The sequence below is a fragment of the Streptomyces sp. DSM 40750 genome, from assembly GCF_024612035.1.
Lineage (GTDB): Bacteria > Actinomycetota > Actinomycetes > Streptomycetales > Streptomycetaceae > Streptomyces.
Genome location: NZ_CP102513.1, coordinates 5,653,129 through 5,672,472 on the forward strand (window position 1 = coordinate 5,653,129; position 19,344 = coordinate 5,672,472).

15 protein-coding genes and 2 pseudogenes are annotated in these 19,344 nt (G+C 70.7%); 8 read left to right on the plus strand and 9 right to left on the minus strand.

The annotated features are described in order from the left end of the window. Positions 1-30: 30 nt before the first annotated feature. Positions 31-966 (minus strand): hypothetical protein, encoded by a 936-nt coding sequence (locus tag JIX55_RS25280; RefSeq protein WP_257565570.1) that lies wholly within the window; start codon positions 964-966, stop codon positions 31-33. 206 nt (positions 967-1,172) lie between these two features. On the opposite strand from JIX55_RS25280, the pseudogene JIX55_RS25285 reads away from it, so the two are divergent. Further along, a pseudogene (locus JIX55_RS25285) lies at positions 1,173-1,412 on the plus strand (DnaB-like helicase N-terminal domain-containing protein); the annotation flags it as partial. A 28-nt stretch (positions 1,413-1,440) separates the two neighbouring features. Beyond that, positions 1,441-1,754 (plus strand): annotated as a pseudogene (locus tag JIX55_RS25290) (ATP-binding protein); the annotation flags it as partial. A 156-nt stretch (positions 1,755-1,910) separates the two neighbouring features. Here JIX55_RS25290 and JIX55_RS25295 read toward each other — a convergent pair. After that, complete coding sequence (locus tag JIX55_RS25295; RefSeq protein WP_257565571.1) at positions 1,911-3,926, minus strand: pectinesterase family protein; 2,016 nt, start codon at positions 3,924-3,926, stop codon at positions 1,911-1,913. A gap of 303 nt (positions 3,927-4,229) precedes the next feature. Here JIX55_RS25295 and JIX55_RS25300 point away from each other — a divergent pair, with 303 nt between their 5' ends. Together JIX55_RS25300 and JIX55_RS25305 are read left to right on the plus strand one after the other, a co-directional pair. After that, a complete protein-coding gene (locus JIX55_RS25300) occupies positions 4,230-7,982 on the plus strand; it encodes an nSTAND1 domain-containing NTPase (protein ID WP_257565572.1) in 3,753 nt (1,250 codons plus the stop codon). Positions 7,983-8,155: 173 nt separating this feature from the next. After that, positions 8,156-9,013 carry a hypothetical protein gene (locus JIX55_RS25305; protein WP_257565573.1) on the plus strand — a complete coding sequence of 286 codons (858 nt, stop codon included), beginning with the start codon at positions 8,156-8,158 and terminating at the stop codon, positions 9,011-9,013. Positions 9,014-9,586: 573 nt separating this feature from the next. Here JIX55_RS25305 and JIX55_RS25310 read toward each other — a convergent pair. Next, a complete protein-coding gene (locus tag JIX55_RS25310) occupies positions 9,587-10,030 on the minus strand; it encodes a hypothetical protein (protein WP_257565574.1) in 444 nt (147 codons plus the stop codon). 360 nt (positions 10,031-10,390) lie between these two features. Between JIX55_RS25310 and JIX55_RS25315 the strand changes: the two genes are divergently transcribed. Together JIX55_RS25315 and JIX55_RS25320 are read left to right on the plus strand one after the other, a co-directional pair. After that, the gene (locus tag JIX55_RS25315) at positions 10,391-10,876 is read left to right on the plus strand and encodes a cation:proton antiporter regulatory subunit (protein WP_257565575.1); all 486 of its coding nucleotides are present in this window, start codon (positions 10,391-10,393) and stop codon (positions 10,874-10,876) included. A 25-nt stretch (positions 10,877-10,901) separates the two neighbouring features. After that, positions 10,902-12,275: a cation:proton antiporter gene (locus tag JIX55_RS25320; RefSeq protein ID WP_257569477.1), complete on the plus strand. Its 1,374-nt coding sequence runs from the start codon at positions 10,902-10,904 to the stop codon at positions 12,273-12,275. A gap of 350 nt (positions 12,276-12,625) precedes the next feature. On the opposite strand, the gene JIX55_RS25325 is transcribed toward JIX55_RS25320, so the two are convergent. After that, positions 12,626-13,888 carry an FAD-dependent oxidoreductase gene (locus JIX55_RS25325; protein WP_257565576.1) on the minus strand — a complete coding sequence of 421 codons (1,263 nt, stop codon included), beginning with the start codon at positions 13,886-13,888 and terminating at the stop codon, positions 12,626-12,628. Between JIX55_RS25325 and JIX55_RS25330 the strand changes: the two genes are divergently transcribed. Then, a complete protein-coding gene (locus JIX55_RS25330; protein ID WP_257565577.1) occupies positions 13,887-14,015 on the plus strand; it encodes a hypothetical protein in 129 nt (42 codons plus the stop codon). The genes JIX55_RS25325 and JIX55_RS25330 overlap by 2 nt on opposite strands. 24 nt (positions 14,016-14,039) lie before the next feature. On the opposite strand, the gene JIX55_RS25335 is transcribed toward JIX55_RS25330, so the two are convergent. From JIX55_RS25335 to JIX55_RS25345, 3 genes are read right to left on the minus strand one after another with little or no spacing between them, the layout of a single operon-like run. After that, positions 14,040-14,708 carry a maleylpyruvate isomerase N-terminal domain-containing protein gene (locus JIX55_RS25335; RefSeq protein WP_257565578.1) on the minus strand — a complete coding sequence of 223 codons (669 nt, stop codon included), beginning with the start codon at positions 14,706-14,708 and terminating at the stop codon, positions 14,040-14,042. Continuing rightward, positions 14,705-15,616 carry a fumarylacetoacetate hydrolase family protein gene (locus JIX55_RS25340; protein ID WP_257565579.1) on the minus strand — a complete coding sequence of 304 codons (912 nt, stop codon included), beginning with the start codon at positions 15,614-15,616 and terminating at the stop codon, positions 14,705-14,707. Before JIX55_RS25340 ends, JIX55_RS25335 begins: the two co-directional genes overlap by 4 nt. Next, a complete protein-coding gene (locus JIX55_RS25345; protein WP_257565580.1) occupies positions 15,613-16,842 on the minus strand; it encodes a cupin domain-containing protein in 1,230 nt (409 codons plus the stop codon). The genes JIX55_RS25340 and JIX55_RS25345 overlap by 4 nt, the downstream gene beginning before the upstream one ends. 213 nt (positions 16,843-17,055) lie before the next feature. Between JIX55_RS25345 and JIX55_RS25350 the strand changes: the two genes are divergently transcribed. After that, positions 17,056-17,832, plus strand: a complete 777-nt coding sequence (locus JIX55_RS25350; protein ID WP_257565581.1) for an IclR family transcriptional regulator — start codon at positions 17,056-17,058, stop codon at positions 17,830-17,832. Here JIX55_RS25350 and JIX55_RS25355 read toward each other — a convergent pair. Together JIX55_RS25355 and JIX55_RS25360 are read right to left on the minus strand one after the other, a co-directional pair. Continuing rightward, entirely contained in the window at positions 17,826-18,251 is a 426-nt protein-coding gene (locus JIX55_RS25355) for a pyridoxamine 5'-phosphate oxidase family protein (protein WP_257565582.1), read from the minus strand. The two genes, JIX55_RS25350 and JIX55_RS25355, sit on opposite strands and share 7 nt — an antisense overlap. Next, positions 18,244-19,149 (minus strand): NAD(P)-dependent oxidoreductase, encoded by a 906-nt coding sequence (locus JIX55_RS25360; protein WP_257565583.1) that lies wholly within the window; start codon positions 19,147-19,149, stop codon positions 18,244-18,246. The genes JIX55_RS25355 and JIX55_RS25360 overlap by 8 nt, the downstream gene beginning before the upstream one ends. Between the last annotated feature and the right edge of the window lie 195 nt (positions 19,150-19,344).

Genomic DNA, 19,344 nt, shown 5'->3' on the forward strand with positions numbered 1-19,344 from the left:
GGTGAGCCAGCTCAAGCACTGACCGGAGCCTTATGGCTGTGGACGGGTGATTCTGATGTCCAGGCTGGTAACCTTCTCTGCCATTTCGAGATCACAATCATCCCCTTTCTGCATCGATTCGCACATAGTCACTCTGATTTCAAGATGCCGATGAGCGAGCGGCGAGAACGGAATCTTGAGATTTTTTTCGACAGCGCCCACTGAATTAGGGTTTACGTCTCCATCTGCAATGTATTCACATTTATCTGGACTGTCTAGGCAAGGATGCTGACTATCATAATCGATTCCATGAGGAACCCCGAGGATGGTGAAATAAATCCACTCGGTGTCACGCAGCTTCGCGGCGGAGATCTTTAGGGATATCACTCCCTCACTGCCATGGTATTCCGTGGCAGCATCCAGCTGGGGTAGCGAAGTGACAGCTTGATTCTTGGCTTCGATTCGGATAAAGGCGGAGGTGGCGCTGGAGATTAGTACTGCCGAGGCGAGGAGCAGCGTCAACTGCAGAGAGATGTTCGGGTTTCTCGGGCGTTTGAATAGCCACACAAAGATTCCAGCAACGGTGGCCGTCGCGAAGAAGATCCCGACCCCTAGGATCCAAGCCCGAGTCCATGTAGGGCTCTTTGGTATCTTGATTGCATAGATGGAGAATGCAGCGACAGCCAATGTGGCGGCTACTGTAGCCCCGGCGATCAATAGTGGTATTCGAGAGCGATTAGAGACAAATACGCTGGCGATTGCGGAGCCCAGGGCGGCTAGCAATAGAACTCCCGCGAGCCCTATCAGGATCCCCTGATTGCGCAGGAGTGTCGTGATTTCTGCGTTACGGAGACCGACAATGTTGACAGCTCCCGCGAATCCCGCAAGAAGCAAACCGAGCAGGTTACGAATGTCTTCGAGGTGGCTAACGGGAGCAAACTCAGTGCGATCCGGCGGGTGGGTATTGTGCGCTCCGGATGGAGCCATATCCGCCTCCATAGATCATATATGATCGTTTACTGCAGAACTTTTTTGTTTCATTCTGCTGTGAAAGTTTCAGCATGTTCGGCTCGTTCTCAGATGGTCGCGCATCGGCGTTCAAGTCGCCTCTTGGCTAGACCGACCGGTGTACGGCGGGAAGCAGTACGCCGCCGAGTCTGTGCTGGGGGAAGGCGCGCAGAGCACGGCATGACTTGGCGGCTGAGAAGTCGCTGTTGGGCGCAATGATGGCGTCGAAGGGCACCATCGCGGAAGCGGTGGAGATCATCTGCGGCAGCGACTTCTACCGACCGGTTCACGAACTGATCTATCAGGTCATCTGCGACCTGTCCGCCCGCTCCGAACCGGCCGACCCGATGACCGTCGCCGCAGAACTGGTCAAGCGCAAAAAGCTCGGCGAGATAGGCGGTCCGGCCTATCTCGCCGCCCTCGTCCAGAGCGCCTCGCGCGGCAAGGACCCCGCTGCCGGACGGGCTCCTTCCCGCCACTTTGGCCATCTGCGGGTACTGGACCCGCAGCAACGATGTCGAGACCGATCTTGTGGGCGCCGACCGGCGGCCGATGGCCAAGCAGTTGCCCTTTCTCGGCTCGGTCAAGTGCTGGAGAACTCCGCGTTCGACAACCACGATCTGGCCGCGTTGCGGAAGCACCGTGCGGCGATCACCGACGAGCCCATGCCTCGCGTGGCGGTCTCTCGCAACGGTGCCGGCCGTACCGGGCTTCAGGCGGCGTACGGCCCCGAGGAACTGCTCAGCGCCTGGCGGCGCAAGGCGTGAGCAGAAGCTGGGCTCCTGGGCACGTACCGCGATCAGCCATGTCCAGCCCAGCGGTGGGGCCGGGACAGTCGTGCTGTCCCGGCCCCACCGTGGTTCACCTCGCCGTGAGTGCGGGGGTGCTGCCGGTGGGCTGTGTGCCTGTCGCCTCGGCCGCGGTCATCGGACCGGGTTCCAGCCGTCGGTGCCGGCCAGGTACTTCTGGGCGGTGTAGTCGGCGGCCTCGGCGTCGGTCATCTGCGGGGAGTTCGCCAACCCGTCCCCGGATCCGAGGCCGTAGTTGTTGTACTCCTTGAACCGGGCCCACGACCAGCGATAGTCGGGGGTCATGTCGGTCCAGGGGTGGTTGGGATTGACGCCCGGCTCGATCACGCTGTCACGGACCACCGCCTGGGGCCAGGCATCCGGCGTGTTGCGCCACGGCCGGCCGAAGTACATCGTCTTCGCCGGCACGCCGTCGGTGTGGATCTCGGTGTCGGTGATGAGGATGCCGTACTTCTTCCGGTAGTCGGTGTTCGGCGCCAGGATCGTGCCGCCGGGCCAGTTGCGCATCATGATTTTGGACCGGTCGATCACCGCGGTGGCGTTACCGAAGATGAAGTCCACCGTGCCCGTGATGAAGCAGTTGACGAAGTACTGCCGGACCTGGTCCGTGGGCTTCGGCGCCTTGACGAGCAGGGTGTCCTGACGGCTGAGGATGCGGACGTTGCGGTACACCTGCCGGTCACCCTGGGCGGCCACCGCAACGGCCTGGGTCTCGTACGGGCCGATCTCCGGGTGGGCCTTGGGGTCGAAGGTGTTCATGACCGTGAGATTCTCGACGGTCAGGTCGGCCGGCCTGAAGGTGGCAACGGCGCTGCCCCCGGTGCCGTACATGGTGCCGTCGGGCTTGCGCGTCCCATGAGCCCTGAAGTTGTAGATGACGGTGTCCGCGGCGTTGTTGGTGGCGCCCTTGATCGTCAGGTGGGTCTTGTCCTTCGGGACGTCGATCACCTCGTGGTAGATGCCCTTCCTGACGAGGATGGTGTACGCGTGACCGTCCACGGGAACCGCGTCGATCGCAGCCTGCACGGTCCGGAAGTGGCCGGAGCCATCGGGCGCGACGACCAGCGTGAAGTCGTCCTCGAGGTGTCTCCTGGGCTTGCCGGATTTGGTGGGTCCGAGAACAGTCATGAGCAGGTGCGTGTATGTGGCCTCGGTGGTGAAGGACACGAGGTTCCACGCGAACGTCTCCGCGTCGGGCACGTACTGCCAGATCCACTGCGACTTGGCCTCCTCCGGCGCGACGCTCGTGTGGCCCGCTTCCATGCTGTTGAGGTCCGCGCTGAACTCGCTCCACCGGTTCTGCATCGACACGTAGCGGCCGTCGAGCTGGTTGTGGGCGTGGGGCACTTGGGACGCGGCGATGAAATTGGCCATGGGCCGGAAGCGGGCCGCCTCCGAGACGGCCTGGGCCATCACCAGGAAGGCGCGGGCCTGCTCCCGATCGCTCCGGTGGTCGGCGTGGATCAGCGTGTCCACCGCGTTGTTGAAGGTGCCCTGGTTCCAGTCGAGATGGGTGCGGTCGTTGCGCTCACCCACCGTCCTCTCGAGCTGGATGTAGCTGCCCCCGAACGGTGCTTCCACCGCCGCGAGGCCGTTGTCGTCGCCGTCGCCGCGGACCGGCGGGGAAGGCTGCTCGTCCACGGCGTGGTACTGCTCCTGGCCGCGAGCGCCGGCCCACCAGCCCATGAGGTACATGTCCGAGGTGCGCAGCCGCAGCGTCACGTACCGGTCGCCGTGCTGTTCCTCGACATCGACGTTGATGAAGTCATCGACGTGGAGGTAGTCGGAGCTGCTGGTGTCGGCGCGGCCCCTGGTGTGCGCGATCTGCCGTGAGGTGCCCGGAACCGAGGTGTTTCTCTCGACATTCACCGCACTGCTGATTCTCTCGATGAATGTCTTGTAGCTCTGTCTGTCGGCGACCTTCCAGCGGGCGACGCTGTCCTTGTCCGGCGCGGACGCGCTCGCGCTCTGCAGGACGCCCAGCGGGCCGAGCAGGGTGGCGAAGATCGACAGCACGACCGTGGTCACGATCGATACGACGGTGGCCTCGCGGGCGCGGCGACGGGGCGGTGACGGCGGTGGCTGAGGTACCCCCTGTTCGGGGAGGGCCGTGATGTCGGTAGGGGGCATGCGCTGTTCTCCAGGTACTCGGTGTGCTGGGGATCCAGGAACTCCGGGAGTCCGGGGTCCGGGCTGATGTGACCGAGGCTGACAGCGCCCACGTTGTTGCTCGCCCCCCTCTCATCAGGGAAATCAATCCCGCGCGGCGCCGCCGGATTGATTCGCGGGCCGGTTCCGCGGCTGTCATCAACGCCACATCTCGGCGGAAACCGATGACTCCCGAGCAGCGGGGGGAATATGTTTAGCGGCCTTACGAATCACTTCACGAGCCTTCCACCGCTCTGCGGAACCTGTACGGAAGTGGGTGAGCCGGTGGCGCGTCCCGAGAGGCCGCTGGATTCCGGGGCGGGCCCGGCGCAGCGCCTCGCCCATGAGCTGCGGGAGCTGCGCCGGGCCGCGGGCAGCCCGTCGTACCGGACCATGGCCGACACGGCGGGGTTCTCCGCGGCGACGTTGTCCAAGGCCGCGGCCGGGACACGGCTGCCGTCGCTCGCTGTGCTCCAGGGGTACGTGCGCGCCTGCGGGGGCGACCCCGGCGAGTGGGAGCCGCGCTGGAAGGAGGCCGAGGCCGAGGTCGCGGGGGAAGCGCGGCAGGACGCCGAGGACTCGACGCCGCCGTACCGGGGGCTGGCCCGTTTCGAGCCGGACGACCGCGACCTGTTCTTCGGCCGGGACCGGCTGGCGGAGGAGTTGCGGGAGTTGGTGTGCGGTCACCGGTTCGCGGTCGTGTTCGGGGCGTCAGGCAGCGGCAAGTCCTCGCTGCTGCGGGCCGGGCTGATACCCCGGATGCGGGAGAAGATCGCGGACCAGGGCGGCCCGGCGGTACTGCGCATCCTCACCCCGGGCCCACGGCCCGCCACCACGTACGGCCATTTGCTGGCCCCGGCCGAGGGCGAGCCGGACAGCTGGGTGGTGGTGGACCAGTTCGAGGAGGTCTTCACCCTGTGCCGGGACCGGGAGGAGCGCGAGCGGTTCATCGACCTTCTGCTCGCCGCCCGGGACCCCGGCAGCCGGGTGCGGGTGGTGATCGCCGTACGCGCTGATTTCTACGCCCGCTGCGCCGAGCACCGGGGGCTGGCGGACTCGCTGTGCCGCGCGTCCCTGCTGGTCGGCCCGATGACTGCGGACGAGCTGCGTGAGGCGGTCGTCAAGCCCGCCCAGGAGGCCGGCCTCCTTGTCGAGCGGGAACTGACCGCGCGGCTCGTCGAGGAGGTGCTCGACGAGCCCGGCGGCCTGCCGATGCTCTCGCACGCCCTGCTGGAGACCTGGCGGCGGCGCCGGGGCCGGGTGCTCAACCTCGCCGGGTACCAGGCGGCGGGTGGGGTGCGCGGCGCGATCGCGGCCACCGCGGAGAAGGTGTACGGGCAGCTGTCACCGGAGCAGTCCCGCACCGCCCGGCACCTGCTGCTGCGGATGGTCGAGCCGGGCCAGGGCACCCCCGACACCCGGCGCCCGCTCACCCGGGCCGAAATGGAGGAGTGGGCCGAGTCCGACGTACCGGTGGTCGTGGACCGGCTGACCCTCGCCCGGCTGCTGACCGCCGACGAGGACGGCGTCCAGCTCGCCCACGAGGCGCTGATCACCTGCTGGCCGCGGCTGCACGGCTGGATCGAGGAGGACCGCGAACGGCTGCGCCACCACCGCCGCCTCGCCGAGGCCACCCGCGCCTGGCTGGAGCACGACCGCGATCCCGGCGCTCTGTACCGGGGCACCCGGCTGGCGCGCGCGGAGGAACTGTTCGCGGACGAGGACGGCATGCTCACCGCGACGGAGCGGGCCTTCCTCACCGCCGCGCTGGACGCCCGTGAGGCGGAGCTCCGCGCCGCCGCCCGCTCCGCGCGGCGGTCCCGGGCACTGCTGGCCACGCTCTCGGCCGTCCTGGCCGTGGCTCTGGTCGCCGGCCTGGCCGCCTGGGTGGAGCACCACGACAACCAGCGGCGTCGTACCGACGCGGCGGCCCGCCGCGTCGCCGAGGTCGCCGATGCCCTGCGCACCACCGACCCGCGCACCGCCCAGCTGCTCGGCGTCGCCGCCTGGCGCGTCGCCGAGTCGCCGGAGACCCGCCGCGCCCTGCTCGGCGCCCTCGCCCAGCCCGAAACGGACACCTTCACCGACCCGGCGCCCGGCAGCGGCCCCACCCGCTTCCTCACCCGCTCCGGCCGCACGCTGCTCAGCGCGGACGACGACACCTGGCGCACCTGGGACGTGACCACGCACCGCCCCCTCACCTCGGGCCGGCTGCCGGACGGAATCGTCGTCGGAGCCGGTCCCGACGGGCGGCTGCTCGCGATCGCCGCCGACGACGGCGTAGGGCTGTGGGACACATCCACCGGGCAGTGGACCGGGCCGGCGCTGTCGGCCGACGCCACCGTGGACTTCGGCCCCGACGGCCGCAGCTACGCGGAGAGCAGTCCGTACGACGACCGAGTGCGGCTGCACTCGGTCGCGGACGGCACACCGCTGTTCGAGACCCGGGTGACCGGCCGCGCGAACGTCGCGCCGAGCACCGACGGCCGGCTGATGGCCGTCTGTCCCACCGGCCGCGCACCGCAGGTCTGGGACACCGCCCGCCACCGCACCCTGCCCGGCGCCTGGGAGGACGCGGGCGCCCTCTGCGACGACGACCACTCGATGCTGGTGTTCGGCGGCCCGGGCGAGGCCGCCGACCGGTTCGCCGTGGCCTCCCCCAGCGGCGTCCACGTCTGGGACGCCGCATCCGGACGCCGGATCGCCGACCTCGCGGACCCGGGCGTGCACAGCCTCGCCTTCAGCGAGGACGGAACCTTCCTCGCAACCGCCGACGCAAGCGAGATCAGGGCGTGGCGCCTCACCTCCTCCCCGACAGACGCCCCCGCCCCGGTCTTCCGCCACCCTCTGTACAACGAGCATCTCTACGGCGGCCTCGTCTGGGATCCCGACCGGCCGCTGCTGCGCTACCTCGAAGGCGGCACCGTCCACACTCTGGACCTCGCGGGCGCCGTCACCCCCGCTTGGCGCGACGCCCCCCTGGACGCCGTGCTGCTCAGCCCGGACGGCCGTACACTCGCCACCGCCGAACTCACCGGGGACACGGGCTACCGCTTCCAGCTGCGCGACACACGCGACGGGCGCGTGCTGCGGACGCTGCCGCCGGTACCCCTGCCCGTGTCGCGCGACCCCGAGCAGCCAGTCGTCGCGCAGGACACCCTGGCCCTGATGGCCTTCAGCCCCGAGGGCGGCACCTTCGCCTACGGCGTCTCCGCACCCGGCCGCCTGGCCGCGCCGCAGCGGTTCATGCTCTGGGACATGGCCCGCGGCCACGCGCGGACCACGCTGGACCTGGCGACGCCGTCGTCCGACGGAGCGGTCGTCACACTCGCCCTGGGCCCCGGCGGTCACGCCCTGTACGCCACGCGCACACCCGGCATCGGCGAGCTGAGCTACGAAGTGTGGGACACCGCACGGCACCGCCAAACCGCCGTGCACCCGGACGCGGCCGGCACCGAGCTGACCATCCACCCCGACGGGCAGCTGCTGGTCACCGCCGACCGCACCGTGCGCCTGCCCTCCGGCACGGTCCGCGCCCACGACCTCGTCCGGGGCGACGACGTCGGCGCCCTCGCCTTCGCCCCCGACGGCTCCCGGCTCGCGGCGGGCGACCAGACCGGGCGGGTCACTCTGTGGGACGGCGCCCTGAAACACCGCGCGGGCACGCTGCCCAACGTCTTCCCCACTTCGCGCGGCGACACCGCCGAGGCAGTCAGCGCCCTCGCCATCAGTCCCGACGGCCGCACCCTGGCCGTCGGCGGCGACGCCGGCACGCTCCAGCTGTGGGACATCGCCACCCAACAGCCCCTCGGCGGCCCGCTCACCACCCCCGGCGACGCCATCGCCTCTCTCTCCTTCAGCCCTGACAGCACCACCATCCACACGGCCGGCACCCACGTCCCACTCCAGCGCCACACCATCGACCCCGCCCGGGCCGTCACCCAGATCTGCGCCCGCACCGGCGACGCCGACCTGACACCCGCCCAATGGCACACATACGTGCCTGACGCGCCGTACCGCGAGGTGTGCGGCCACTGAGGCCGGGGGCGCCGGGCCGGGCCGCTGGGTCTCGGAGGAGTTGATTCCTCCCTTGGGCGGGGTTGGGCACCAACTCGCGCCGACAAAAGACTGCTCGCAGCCGGCCTCACGGCTACCGACCGCCCGGCCTCACACGTGTGGTCCCGCATCCAACGCGCAAGGACGTAAGAATCGTGCCCACCATCAAGAAGTGCCTCCTGACAGGCGCCGCCTTCGGCATGGCGATCAGCGGCCTGACCCTCGCCTCCGCCCCGGCCGCTATCGCGTCGACGGACGTCAACGGCGTACACGACTGGCTGCTCCCGAACATGTGCCAGAACGGCTCCAACCGGAGCGGCCAGAGCCTCTGGTACTACAACGTCGACACCAAGCAGCTGCTCGACAGGAGCCGTGGAAGCGTGGGGAACGCGCCGGTCTGGCGGTACATCGGCGGCAGCAAGGCGGGAAACCGCTACGCCATGAACCCGGGCTGGCGTGAGATCAAGGGCCACTGCTTCTACCCCGCGTCGTCCTCTTGGACGTATGAGGGGAGGCAGACGGCGTACTCCGACCAGGTGACCAACTGCTCGCAGGGCGGCAACGTCAGCGAGCGGGTCGACCAGAGCTACAGCACGACGACGACCACCACGAAGACGGTGAACGGCAGCCTCAGCGTCAGCCCCAACATCAGCAAGCTGTTCGGGGTCGGCCTCGGTGCCGAGTTCTCGTACTCGTGGGCCTACGGCAAGACCGTCGGCTGGGGCCGTTCCGTCAACATGGACGTCCCGCCCGGCCGGACCGCGTGGCTCACCGCGGCGCCCATCAAGCGCGTGGTGCGGGTCAACCCGCACTTCTGGATCGACGAGTACAACTGGTACGACGGGACCCAGAAGAAGGGCCACGACAAGTGGGGCATCAACGGCACCCAGCGAGACATCGTGGACCGCAACTACTACTACGACGGCACGTCCGACGTGCTCCGCAACGGGCAGCCGGTGTTCAAGTTCTACAAGCACGACCGTGCGAACAGATCGGGTGAATGCCGGCGCTGAGACGCCGCCGCTCCCGAAGACCCGGAGTGCCCGCCGGCCCGTGGCCGGCGGGCACTCCGTCCCGGTGTCTCGCGAAGCCGAACTGCTCGGAGTCATCGCCCGCGGCGCCCTGTCCCGCATCGGTGTCGAACATCAGCCGACCGGGCGCCCATCGGTGTCGAACATCAGCCGACCGGGCGCCCATAGGGTGCTTCCTCACGCGGAGGGCTGGTGTCGAACGCTTTCTCGTCGCGGACGCGGCCTGCTGTGCTCCGCCACGCTCGACCGGGGCCACGCCATGGCCTCCCTGCCCCATCCCTCCCGGGCCAGGGAGTTCGATCTCGATAGCGCCGATACAGACGGACGCGGGCAGCCGGTCCGCCCCACACCCAACGACACCGGAAACCCCCCTTGACCAGGCAGAACAGCTGCACCTCCGGTTGCAGTTGTCGAAGGGCCCCACCGTTCGCGGTGGGGCCCTTCGTCGTGCTTCTCAGCCCTCGTTGTCCTGGTTTTTGTCCGCAGGGGATTTTCCGGGGGTCACAGATGGCGTCGGCGATCTTCGGGGCCACGTCCTTGACTCTCGGGCGGGGGTCAGTGGGCCGGGGGCCGGTCGGACGGGTCGGGGGTGGGTGGGGCCTGGGCGGTGGTGAGGCGGCGGTAGGCGGCGCGGGCCTGGTGGAGGCGGGCGAGGGTGGTGCCGGTGAGGGCCGCGGTGAGGAGGCAGACGAGCCAGAAGGTGTCGCGGGGGTTGGCCCAGGTCAGGACGCCGGCCGGCGGGATGGCGAAGCCGTTGAGGAAGAGCCAGCACAGGGCGGCCGTGCCAGGGGCCGCAATGAAGCGGGCGTAGAGGCCCAGGAGTGCGGAGAGCAGTGACAGCGCGGCCAGGGCCAGGCTGGGGCGGTCCGTGCCGACCAGGGCGTTGAGGAGGGCCACCAGGGCCATCGCGCCGCCGAAGGCCGTGGCCCACACCAAGGGCGTGGCCACGGGCTGGGGGACCGGGCGGGGGCCGGTGCCCAGGGACACCCACCGGATCATGGGCACGCTCCAAGGGGTGTGGCTACTCCCGTTCCATGGGGGGCCGGGATATCCGCGCCAGGGCGCGTGGGGGCGCCTGTGCCATGGGGCGTCGAGGCGCCTGCTCCACAGGGCCTCGGGAGATCCGCTCCACTGGGTGTGGGGACACCCGTTCCACTGGGTGTGGGGACACCCGTTGGGATCATGCCGTTGCTTCCTTTCGGTTCTCCCCCGATGCCGTGGTGACTCCGGTCCGGACGTTGAAGGGGGATTGTTCCATCGGGGGTCCAACCTCGCTTCCGGCGGCCGGTTTTCGAGGTCTCGTTAGGGTGGCACCGACGGTCGTCCGAAGACATATCCGAATCAGACAGGGGGTCAGCCGTGAGTGCTCCGCGCCTGAGCAGTACGCCGTTGCCGGGGATCGGGGTCCGCTATGACCTCGCGACCAAAGAACAGCGGCGGCTTTCGGTGGTCGCACATCGGGACGGTGCGCGGACCTTGAGCGCGTACCGGCAGGACGATCCGGACGCGTGTGCGCTGTCGGTGCGGCTGACGGCGGGGGAGGCGACCGCCCTCGTCGACGCGTTGATGCCGGACCACCACAGCCCGAACGTGTTGTCCACCACGGAGTTGGGGCTGGTCGCGGAGCGGATCGAGCTGGCCTCCACGTCGTACTGGAACGGGCGGGTGCTGGGCGACACCCGGATGCGGACCGAGACGGGTGTGTCCATCGTGGCCGTACTGCGGCGGGCCGAGGCGATTCCCTCACCCACGCCGGACTTCCGGCTGGCCGGCGGCGACACGCTCATCGTGATCGGCACCCGTGAGGGTGTGGAGGCGGCCGCGGCGACCCTCGGTCGGGAGTGAGGGGAACGTGAGCTTCTCCGCTTCCCTGGCCTTCGCCCCGCAATCCGCCGGGCATTTCCTCGCTCAGTCCGCCACCACGCACTCCTCCGCCGTCTTTCTGATCGAGTTCGGCGCGATCATCCTCGGGCTGGGGCTGCTCGGGCGGTTCGCCGGGCGGTTTCGGCTGTCGCCGATACCCCTGTACCTGCTGGCCGGGCTGGCGTTCGGGGAGGGTGGGCTGCTGCCGCTGGGGGCCAGTGAGGAGTTCGTGGCGATCGGCGCCGAGATCGGCGTGATTCTGCTGCTGCTCATGCTCGGGTTGGAGTACACGGCCAGCGATCTCGTCTCCAACCTCAAGACCCAGTACCCCGCCGGGCTCGTGGACGCCGCGCTCAACGCGGTGCCGGGTGCGGCCATGGCCCTGCTGCTGGGGTGGGGGCCCGTCGCCGCCGTCGTGCTCGCGGGCGTCACCTGGATCTCGTCCTCCGGGGTCATCGCCAAGGTCCTCGGCGATCTCGGGCGGCTCGGCAACCGTGAGACGCCCGTCGTGCTCAGCATCCTGGTGCTGGAAGACCTCTCCATGGCCGTCTACCTGCCGATCGTCACCGCCCTGCTGGCCGGGGTCGGTCTGGCGGCGGGCAGTGCGACGCTGGCCGTCGCACTCGGTACGGCCGGGGTCGTGCTGCTGGTGGCGGTGCGGTACGGGCGGCACATATCCCGGTTCGTCTCCAGCGACGACCCCGAGAAGCTGCTGCTGGTCGTGCTGGGGGTGACGCTCGTCGTCGCCGGGCTCGCGCAGCAGTTGCAGGTGTCGGCGGCCGTGGGGGCGTTCCTGGTGGGCATAGCGCTGTCGGGGGAGGTCGCCGAGGGCGCGCACAGTCTGCTGGCGCCGTTGCGGGATCTGTTCGCCGCCGTCTTCTTCGTCTTCTTCGGGCTGCACACCGACCCCGCGAGCATTCCGCCGGTGCTGCTGCCCGCGCTCGTACTGGCCGTCGTCACCGCCCTGACGAAGATCGCCACCGGGTACTGGGCCGCGCGACGGGCCGGGATCTCGGTCAAGGGGCGCTGGCGCGCGGGCGGGACGCTGGTCGCCCGCGGCGAGTTCTCCATCGTCATCGCCGGCCTCGCCGTCACCGCCGGCATCGAACCGTCGCTCGGGCCGCTGGCCACGGCGTACGTCCTCATCCTGGTGATCGTCGGCCCGCTGACCGCGCGCTGGACGGAGCCGGTGGCGATGTGGGTGACCGGACGACTACGACGGCCTGCGGCAGCGGGGTCCGGGTCGGAGTCGGGGTCCGGGTCCGGGCCGGGGTTGGGGTTGGGGTTGGGAGAGGGGTCGGGAGAGGGCGGCGCGCCGCCGTTGGGTTCGGCGGGGGCGCACGAGGCGTTGGAGGGGCAGGACGCGGCCGACCGGGCGTGAGTGAGGGGTGCGGGCGGGCAGGCAGGCACGCCGCGGGCAAGCAGACGCATGCGGGCACGCCGGACAGGGAGACACACGCGGGCGTGGCGGACAGGAAGGCCGCACACGGGCACGCCGGGCAGGAAGGCGTTGGCGGGCGTGGCGTGCTATCGGGGCTGCGCGCCCGCCGGACGAGCGGGCATGAGTGCCCGTGGCCGGGGCGGCCGGGTGGCGTGTCGGCCGTCTGCCGGCCGTCGTCTGCCGTTGCCGTCTGCCGTCTGCCGTCGGCCAGGGGGTTGCCGCGCCGGCGGCGTCTCGGCGTCGTCGGCGGATGCGGCGAGTGCGGCCGGTCGTCGCGGCCCTGCCCGGCATCAGAGCCGTACCGAGTCCAGAGGGAACTTCGGGTAGAGGGGCGGTTCCTGGTCGGGGGTCAGGGCTGTGGGGCCGTAGATCCAGTCGGTGAAGGTGTAGTCGTAGGGGTCGCGGGCGCGGAGCAGGGCGTTGCGCTGGAGGCGTTTCGGGCCGTCGTGGTGCCAGAGGTCGCCCCATGCGCGGGCCGTGGTGACGACGCGGCGGCAGTGTTCGGGGCGTACGGCCTGGTAGGCGGCCAGGGCTCCATCCCAGTCGACGAGGCGGGACGAGTCGGTCCGCGCTTCGACGTGTTCCGCCAGGACCCAGCCGTCCTCGATGGCCATGACGGCGCCCTGGGCCATGTACTGCAGCGGGGGGTGGGCCGCGTCGCCGAGGAGGGTGATGCGGGCGGTGGTCCAGGTGGTGATCGGGTCGCGGTCGAACATGCGCCAGCGGCGGTCACGCCACATCAGGGGCAGGCCGCGCTGGATCTGGGCGCACATGCCGTCGAAGGCCCGGTCGAGTTCGTCGGGTGTGCCCCAGTCCGCCTCGCCGGCCAGGGCTTTGGGCGACTCGAAGACGGCGACCTGGTTCAGCATCCGGCCGCCGCGCAACGGATACTGCACGAAGTGGCAGCGCGGTCCGATGTAGACCACGACGTCCTTCTCGTGTACGTGTACGCCGTTGCCGCGCACCTCGTCGACGGGGATCGCCGCGCGGTAGGCGACGTACGCGGAGTTGACGGGTTCGTCGTGGACGAGGAGCCGTCGGGCGACCGAGTGGAGCCCGTCGGCGGCGATCACCGCGTCGGCCTCGTCGGTGCGGCCGTCGGCGAACACCGTCCGGGCGCCGCCGTCGACGTTCTCGTACGAGACGCAGTGCGCGTTCGTCACCAGGTCGACGCCGAGGCGGCGGCAGGCACGCAGGAGGAGGCCGTGGAGGTCGCTGCGGTGGATCACCAAGTAGGGGAAGCCGTAACGGCGTTCGAGGTCGGTCAGGTCCAGGCGGGTCAGTTCGGTGGCGTCGACCGCGTCCTTCATGAGGATGCGTTCGGGGAGCACGCCGAGCGCGACGGCCTCGTCGAGGAGGCCGTACGTGTCGAGGATGCGGGTGCAGTTCGGGGCGAGCTGGAGGCCCGCGCCGACCTCGCCGAACTCGGCGGACCGTTCGTAGAGCCGTATCCGCAGGCCCTTGTGGGCGAGGGCGAGGGCCGCGGAGAGGCCGCCGATGCCGCCGCCGATGACGAGGACGTCCGGGCGGCCGCCTTCCGTCCATGTGGTCATGTCCCTCTCCTCGATGGCATCCCTCTCCTCGATGGCGTCCCTCTCCTCGATGGCGTCCCTCTCCTCGATGGCGTCCCTCTCCTCGATGGCGTCCCTCTCCTCGATGGCACATGACTGGTCAGGCTGATGACAGGACTGGTCACAGGACCGGTCACAGCCATGGCGGCAGTGGTTCGGCCGGGGTGCCGTCCGGCGTCGTGACGCCCTCGTACGGGCGGCCGGCCAGGTACGCCGTGACCTCGGACGGGGTGCCGTGGACCGTGGGGACGGCGGTGCCGCCGCGCTTGGCGAGGATGTCGACGCGGAGTTCGGCGCGGAACTCCGCGGGCAGGTCGGCGAACCGCACGCCGCCGTCGAGGTCGACGGCGTGGACGAGGACCTCGCGGGCGCGCAGCCAGGGGATCTCGCTCGCCGGGACGGTCCGGCCCTGGGCCGTCACCACCTCCGCCCGCCACTGTTCGGCCGTGAGCGCGGCCATCGCGTCGGTCAGGGTCTGGGCGGACTCCTCGAACCAGACGGTGAGCCGGGCGCCGGGGAGCCGCGCGCCCCCCTCGATGTCCGCGTTGCGTTGGCCGGAGGACGCGTACATGGGGGTGGGTTCGCCGGTGCGCGCCCAGTGCACGAGGTTGCCGAGCGCTTCGGCGTTGCCGGCCAGGTGGGCGACCAGGTGCTTGCGGGTCCAGCCGGGGAGCGTCGAGGGGGCGTCGTACGACGTCTCGTCGAGGCCGGCGAGGACCTTGCGGCACAGGGCGGTGCCCTCGGAGACCCAGGCGAGTGTCGTTCGGAGGTCCCTGGCCTGCGCCTTCTCACCGGCCCTCATCGTGCGCCGTCCGCGATCACGGTGTTCTCCAGTCGGCCCAGGCCCGCTATCTCGGTGATCACCGTGTCGCCGGGGACGAGGAAGACCGGGGGCTTGCGGGCGTGGCCGACACCGCCCGGGGTACCGGTGGCGATGATGTCGCCGGGGTTGAGGCGGATCATCGTGGAGATGTAGCGGACCAGGTCTACGGGGTCGAAGAGCAGGTCGCCGGTGTTGTCCTGCTGCATCAGGCGGCCGTTGACCGTGCAGCTGATGTCGAGTGCCGGGCGCGGGCCGCCGAGCTCGTCGGTCGTGACGAGGTACGGGCCGACGGGCGTCGTGGCGTCCCAGTTCTTGCCCTGGAGCCATTCGCGAGTGCGGAACTGCCAGTCGCGGCAGGTGATGTCGTTCAGGACGGTGAAGCCGGCGATGGCGGCCGCCGCCTCCGTCTCGTCCGCGCGTCGGACCGGTCGGCCGATGACGACGGCCAGTTCGGCCTCCCAGTCGAACTGCTCGGTCTCGGCGGGGCGGCGGACGTCGTCCCTGGCGCCGATGAGCGTGTCCGCGAACTTGCTGAACAGGGTGGGGTGTTCGGGCAGGTCGCGGCCCATCTCCTTGATGTGCTTCTGGTAGTTCAGGCCGACGCACACCACCTTCGTCGGGCGCGGGACGAGCGGGGCGAACGCGGCACCGGCGGAGGAGCGGCGAGGACCGTCGGCGGTCGCGGCGGCCGCGAGTCCGCCCGGCGAGGCGAGTACGGCGCCCACGTCGGGCAGGCCGAGGTCGACGAAAGAGTCGCCTTCTACGCGTACGGCGGTGGTGCGGCCTCCGAGGCCGTCGAGAGCGTCGAGGCCGCGGAGGCCTCCGAGGGCACGGGCGGCGCTCCCGGCGTCCCCGGTGTCGTCGAGGCGGATGGTGGCGAGCTTCACGCGTGGCTCTCCTCTACGTGGCTGCGGAACAGGTTGAGCTTCGTGAAGATCGGCGCGTCGCCGAACTGGAACAGGTCGAGCGCGCCGGAGTCGGAGTCGGACGGGGACGCCTCGGAGCGGATCGAGAGGGGTGCCCAGGAGGGGACGACGAAGAGGTCACCGCGCTGGACCGACCAGGAGAAGTCGCCCACGGTCACGCGGCCCGAACCGTCGAACACCTGGTAGACCGACGAGCCGGTCTCCCGGCGCGGAGCCGTCTGCGTACCGCTGCTGATCCGGTGGAACTGCGCGCGGATGGTCGGCAGGACGTCCTGGCCGGTGGTGGGGTCGGTGTAGCGGACCAGCGCGTGGCCGGGCTCGACGGTGCCGGGGTGGCCCGCGCGTTCCAGCTCCAGCTGGTCGGTGAGAGCGGCGTCGGTGGCGGCCCAGGGATAGCGCAGCAGCGGGGTACCCGTGTCGGACTCGGACCGGGGCCTGAGCTGGGAGACGGGGGCCAGCCCGGGGTGGCCCCACAGCCGCTCGGAGCGGGAACGGCCGGGCGCCTGGTGCTCCTCCGCCGACAACTCCTCCCGCCCGAAGTCGAAGAACTGCGCCTCGACGTCGTACTGGAAGGGGATGTCGAGGCCGTCGATCCAGGCCATCGGCTCGTCGGCCGCGTTGTGGTGGGCGTGCCAGTTGAGGCCGGCCTGCGGCAGGAAGTCTCCGCGCCGCATGGGCACCGGGTCGCGCTCCACGACCGTCCACACGCCCTCGCCCTCCACGACGAACCGGAAGGCGTTCTGGGTGTGCCGGTGCTCGGGCGCGTTCTCGCCGGGCATCAGGTACTGGATGGCGGCCCAGAGCGTCGGGGTGGCGTACGGCCGGCCGCCCAGACTCGGGTTGGCCAGCGCGATCGCGCGCCGCTCCCCGCCCCGCCCGACCGGCACCAGGTCACCGGACCGGCCCGCCAGGTCGAGCAGCGTCCCCCACTCCCAGCGGTGCGGCTGGGCCTTCGACCGGGGGTGGGGCGGCATGAGGTCGCCGATCCGCGTCCACAGCGGCACCAGCAGGGCCTTCTCGAATCCCCGGTACAGATCCTCCAGCTCCGGGGTGACGGGCGGCTGGTCCGGCCGGTCCTCGGCGGTGAGGGAGACGGGGGAGCCGGCGTGCGGCTCCGTGTCGGTGCCGGTGCCGGTGCCGGTGTCGGTGCCGGTGTCGGTGTCGGTGTCGGTGTCGGTGTCGGTCATACGGGAACGGTGCGCCGCCCCGGCCGGGCGAGAACAGTAGATTCTGCACAGCGGAACAGCACAGGACCGGAGGGCGAGCATGGGAAGCGCCCTGCTCGCGGAACACGGACCACGGACCACGTAACGCGGACCACGGAACGCGGACCACGGATCACGGAACGCGGACCGCCTAACGCGGACCACGGATCATGGATCACGGATCGGGAGGTCGTCGTGGCCAAGCCCATGAAGAACCCGCCCACGTACGGCGTCACCAGCGTGGACCACGCGCTCCAGCTCGCGGTGATTCTGCAGGTGGAGGGCCCGCTCACGGTGTCCGAGGCGGCCGAGCGGCTCGGGGTGGCCCGGTCGACCGCGCACCGACTGCTGTCGACGCTCGTGTACCGGGACTTCGCCGTGCAGAACGAGGACGACCGCACCTACCGCGCGGGGCCCGTCCTGGAGATCGCCGACCGGGCGCAGTCGGACGTCACGGCCCTCCGGGCCGCCGCGCTGGGCCCGCTGCGCACCCTCGTCGACACCCTCGACGAGACCGCGAACCTCACCATCCGCACCGGCCGGACCGTACGGTTCATCGCCTCGGTCGAGTGCTCACGGGCGCTGCGGGTCGGCAACAGGGAGGGCATGGTCTTCCCCGCCCACCAGGTGACCGGCGGCCTCATCGCCCTGGCCGCCCTGACGGACGACGAGCTCACCGCGCTCTACGCCCCGGCCCCGGCCGACCCCGCCGAGGAACGCCCCGATCTGCCGAGACTCCGCGCCGAGCTCCGCGCGGTACGGCAGACCGGCGTGGCCCTCAACGTCGAGCGTTCCGAACGCGGCCTCGTCGCCGTGGGTCGGGCAGTCACCGACGCCGACGGCCGCACCGTCGCCGCCGTCTCGGTCTCCATGCCGAGCGTCCGCCACTCACCCGACCGGCTGAAGGAGGTCGTCACGGCCCTGACCACGGCGGCGGAGGCCATCTCGGCCGCCCTCTCCGAAGCTCACTGAGCCGTACCGGCCAGCAGCCAGCGCGTTACGGGGACTTCGAGCAGGACGCGGGTCTCGCCCGGCCCGTGGGGAGCGGTGACGTCCCAGCCGTACTTCGCGGCGAAGGCCTCCGTGACGTCCGCCGGGAAGGGGGACGGGCCGCGCCGCACCACCGCCGTCCCCTCCGCCACGACCGGGAACCGGCCGTCCTCAAGGGCCACGGACACCCGCGCGAACTCCTCGACGTTCCGGACCTTGACCGAGCCCCCGTCCGCGCCGATCCACCAACAACCCCGCAGGAACACGAACCACACCGGCGTCACATGCGCGGACCCGTCCGGCCGCACGGTGCAGAGCCAGGCGTTCCTCTCCGTGGCCAGCCGGTCGCGCACGGCGGCGTCGGGCGGCGCCGGCTCGCCCGAGGCGACGGGATCACTCATGCGCGCCCTCGACGTCGACGACCTCGTCGAAGCTGGCGAAGTACGCGGCGGCCATGTCCTCGTCGGCGTGGCCCTGGGCGGCGGCGCGGGCGAAGCGGTCGGCGCCGGCGGCGGCCACGTCGAGGCGTACGCCGTGCCGCTGCCCGGCCTCGACGATCAGGCGGGCGTCCTTGGCGGCGGTGGCCACGGCGAAGGAGGCCGGGGAGAGCCGGCCGTCGAGGACGAGGGCGGACTTGGCGCGCAGATAGCCCATGTCGAGCGGCCCGCCCTCGATGATCTCGAAGAAGGAGTGGGGGTCGACGTCGAGGGCCTTGGACAGGGCGAGGACCTCACCGGCCGCGTTGGTGGCGGCCAGCACCCAGCTGTTGGTCACGAGCTTGAGCCGGGTGGCGGTGCCCGCCGCGCCGTCCTCGCCGGTCCAGACCGTACGGGCGCCGACGGCGTCGAAGACGGGCATCACCGTCCCGCGCCCCTCGACCGGCCCCGCGGCCAGCACCGTCAGCTGTCCGGCCTCCGCGGGCTGGCGGGTGCCGAGGACGGGCGCGTCGAAGAACACCAGCCCGTGCTCATGGGCCAGCGCGGCCAGTTCGGCGACGGCCTCGACACCGGCGGTGGTGGACTGGACCCAGGCCGCGCCGGGGCTCAGCCCGGGCGCCGCCTCACCCATCACATCCAGGACGGCGGCCCCGTCGTACAGCATGGTGAGTACGACATCCGCACCCCGTACGGCCTCGGCCGGGCTCTCGGCGATCCGCGCACCGTCCGCGGCGAGCGGCTCCGCCTTCTCCCGGGTACGGTTCCACGCCTGTACGGCGTGACCGGCGCGGACGAGGCTGCGGGCCATCGCGGCACCCATGATGCCGGTACCCAGGACACTTACGGTGAGCTTGTCGGTCATGACATCAACTTCCTGCCGCGTACAGTGCGTTCGCAGTTTCGCAGCCCGGGGTGGGCTTGGGGGCGGTACGACACCGGGCGGGCGCGGTCGCGGTCGCAGCTCGCTCGGCCGACTCGCTCACTTGGCGGCCGCGGCGGCGAGGCCGTCGAGCCAGGCCTGGTGGCCGTTGAGCATGGGGTTGGGACGCTCCTGGGC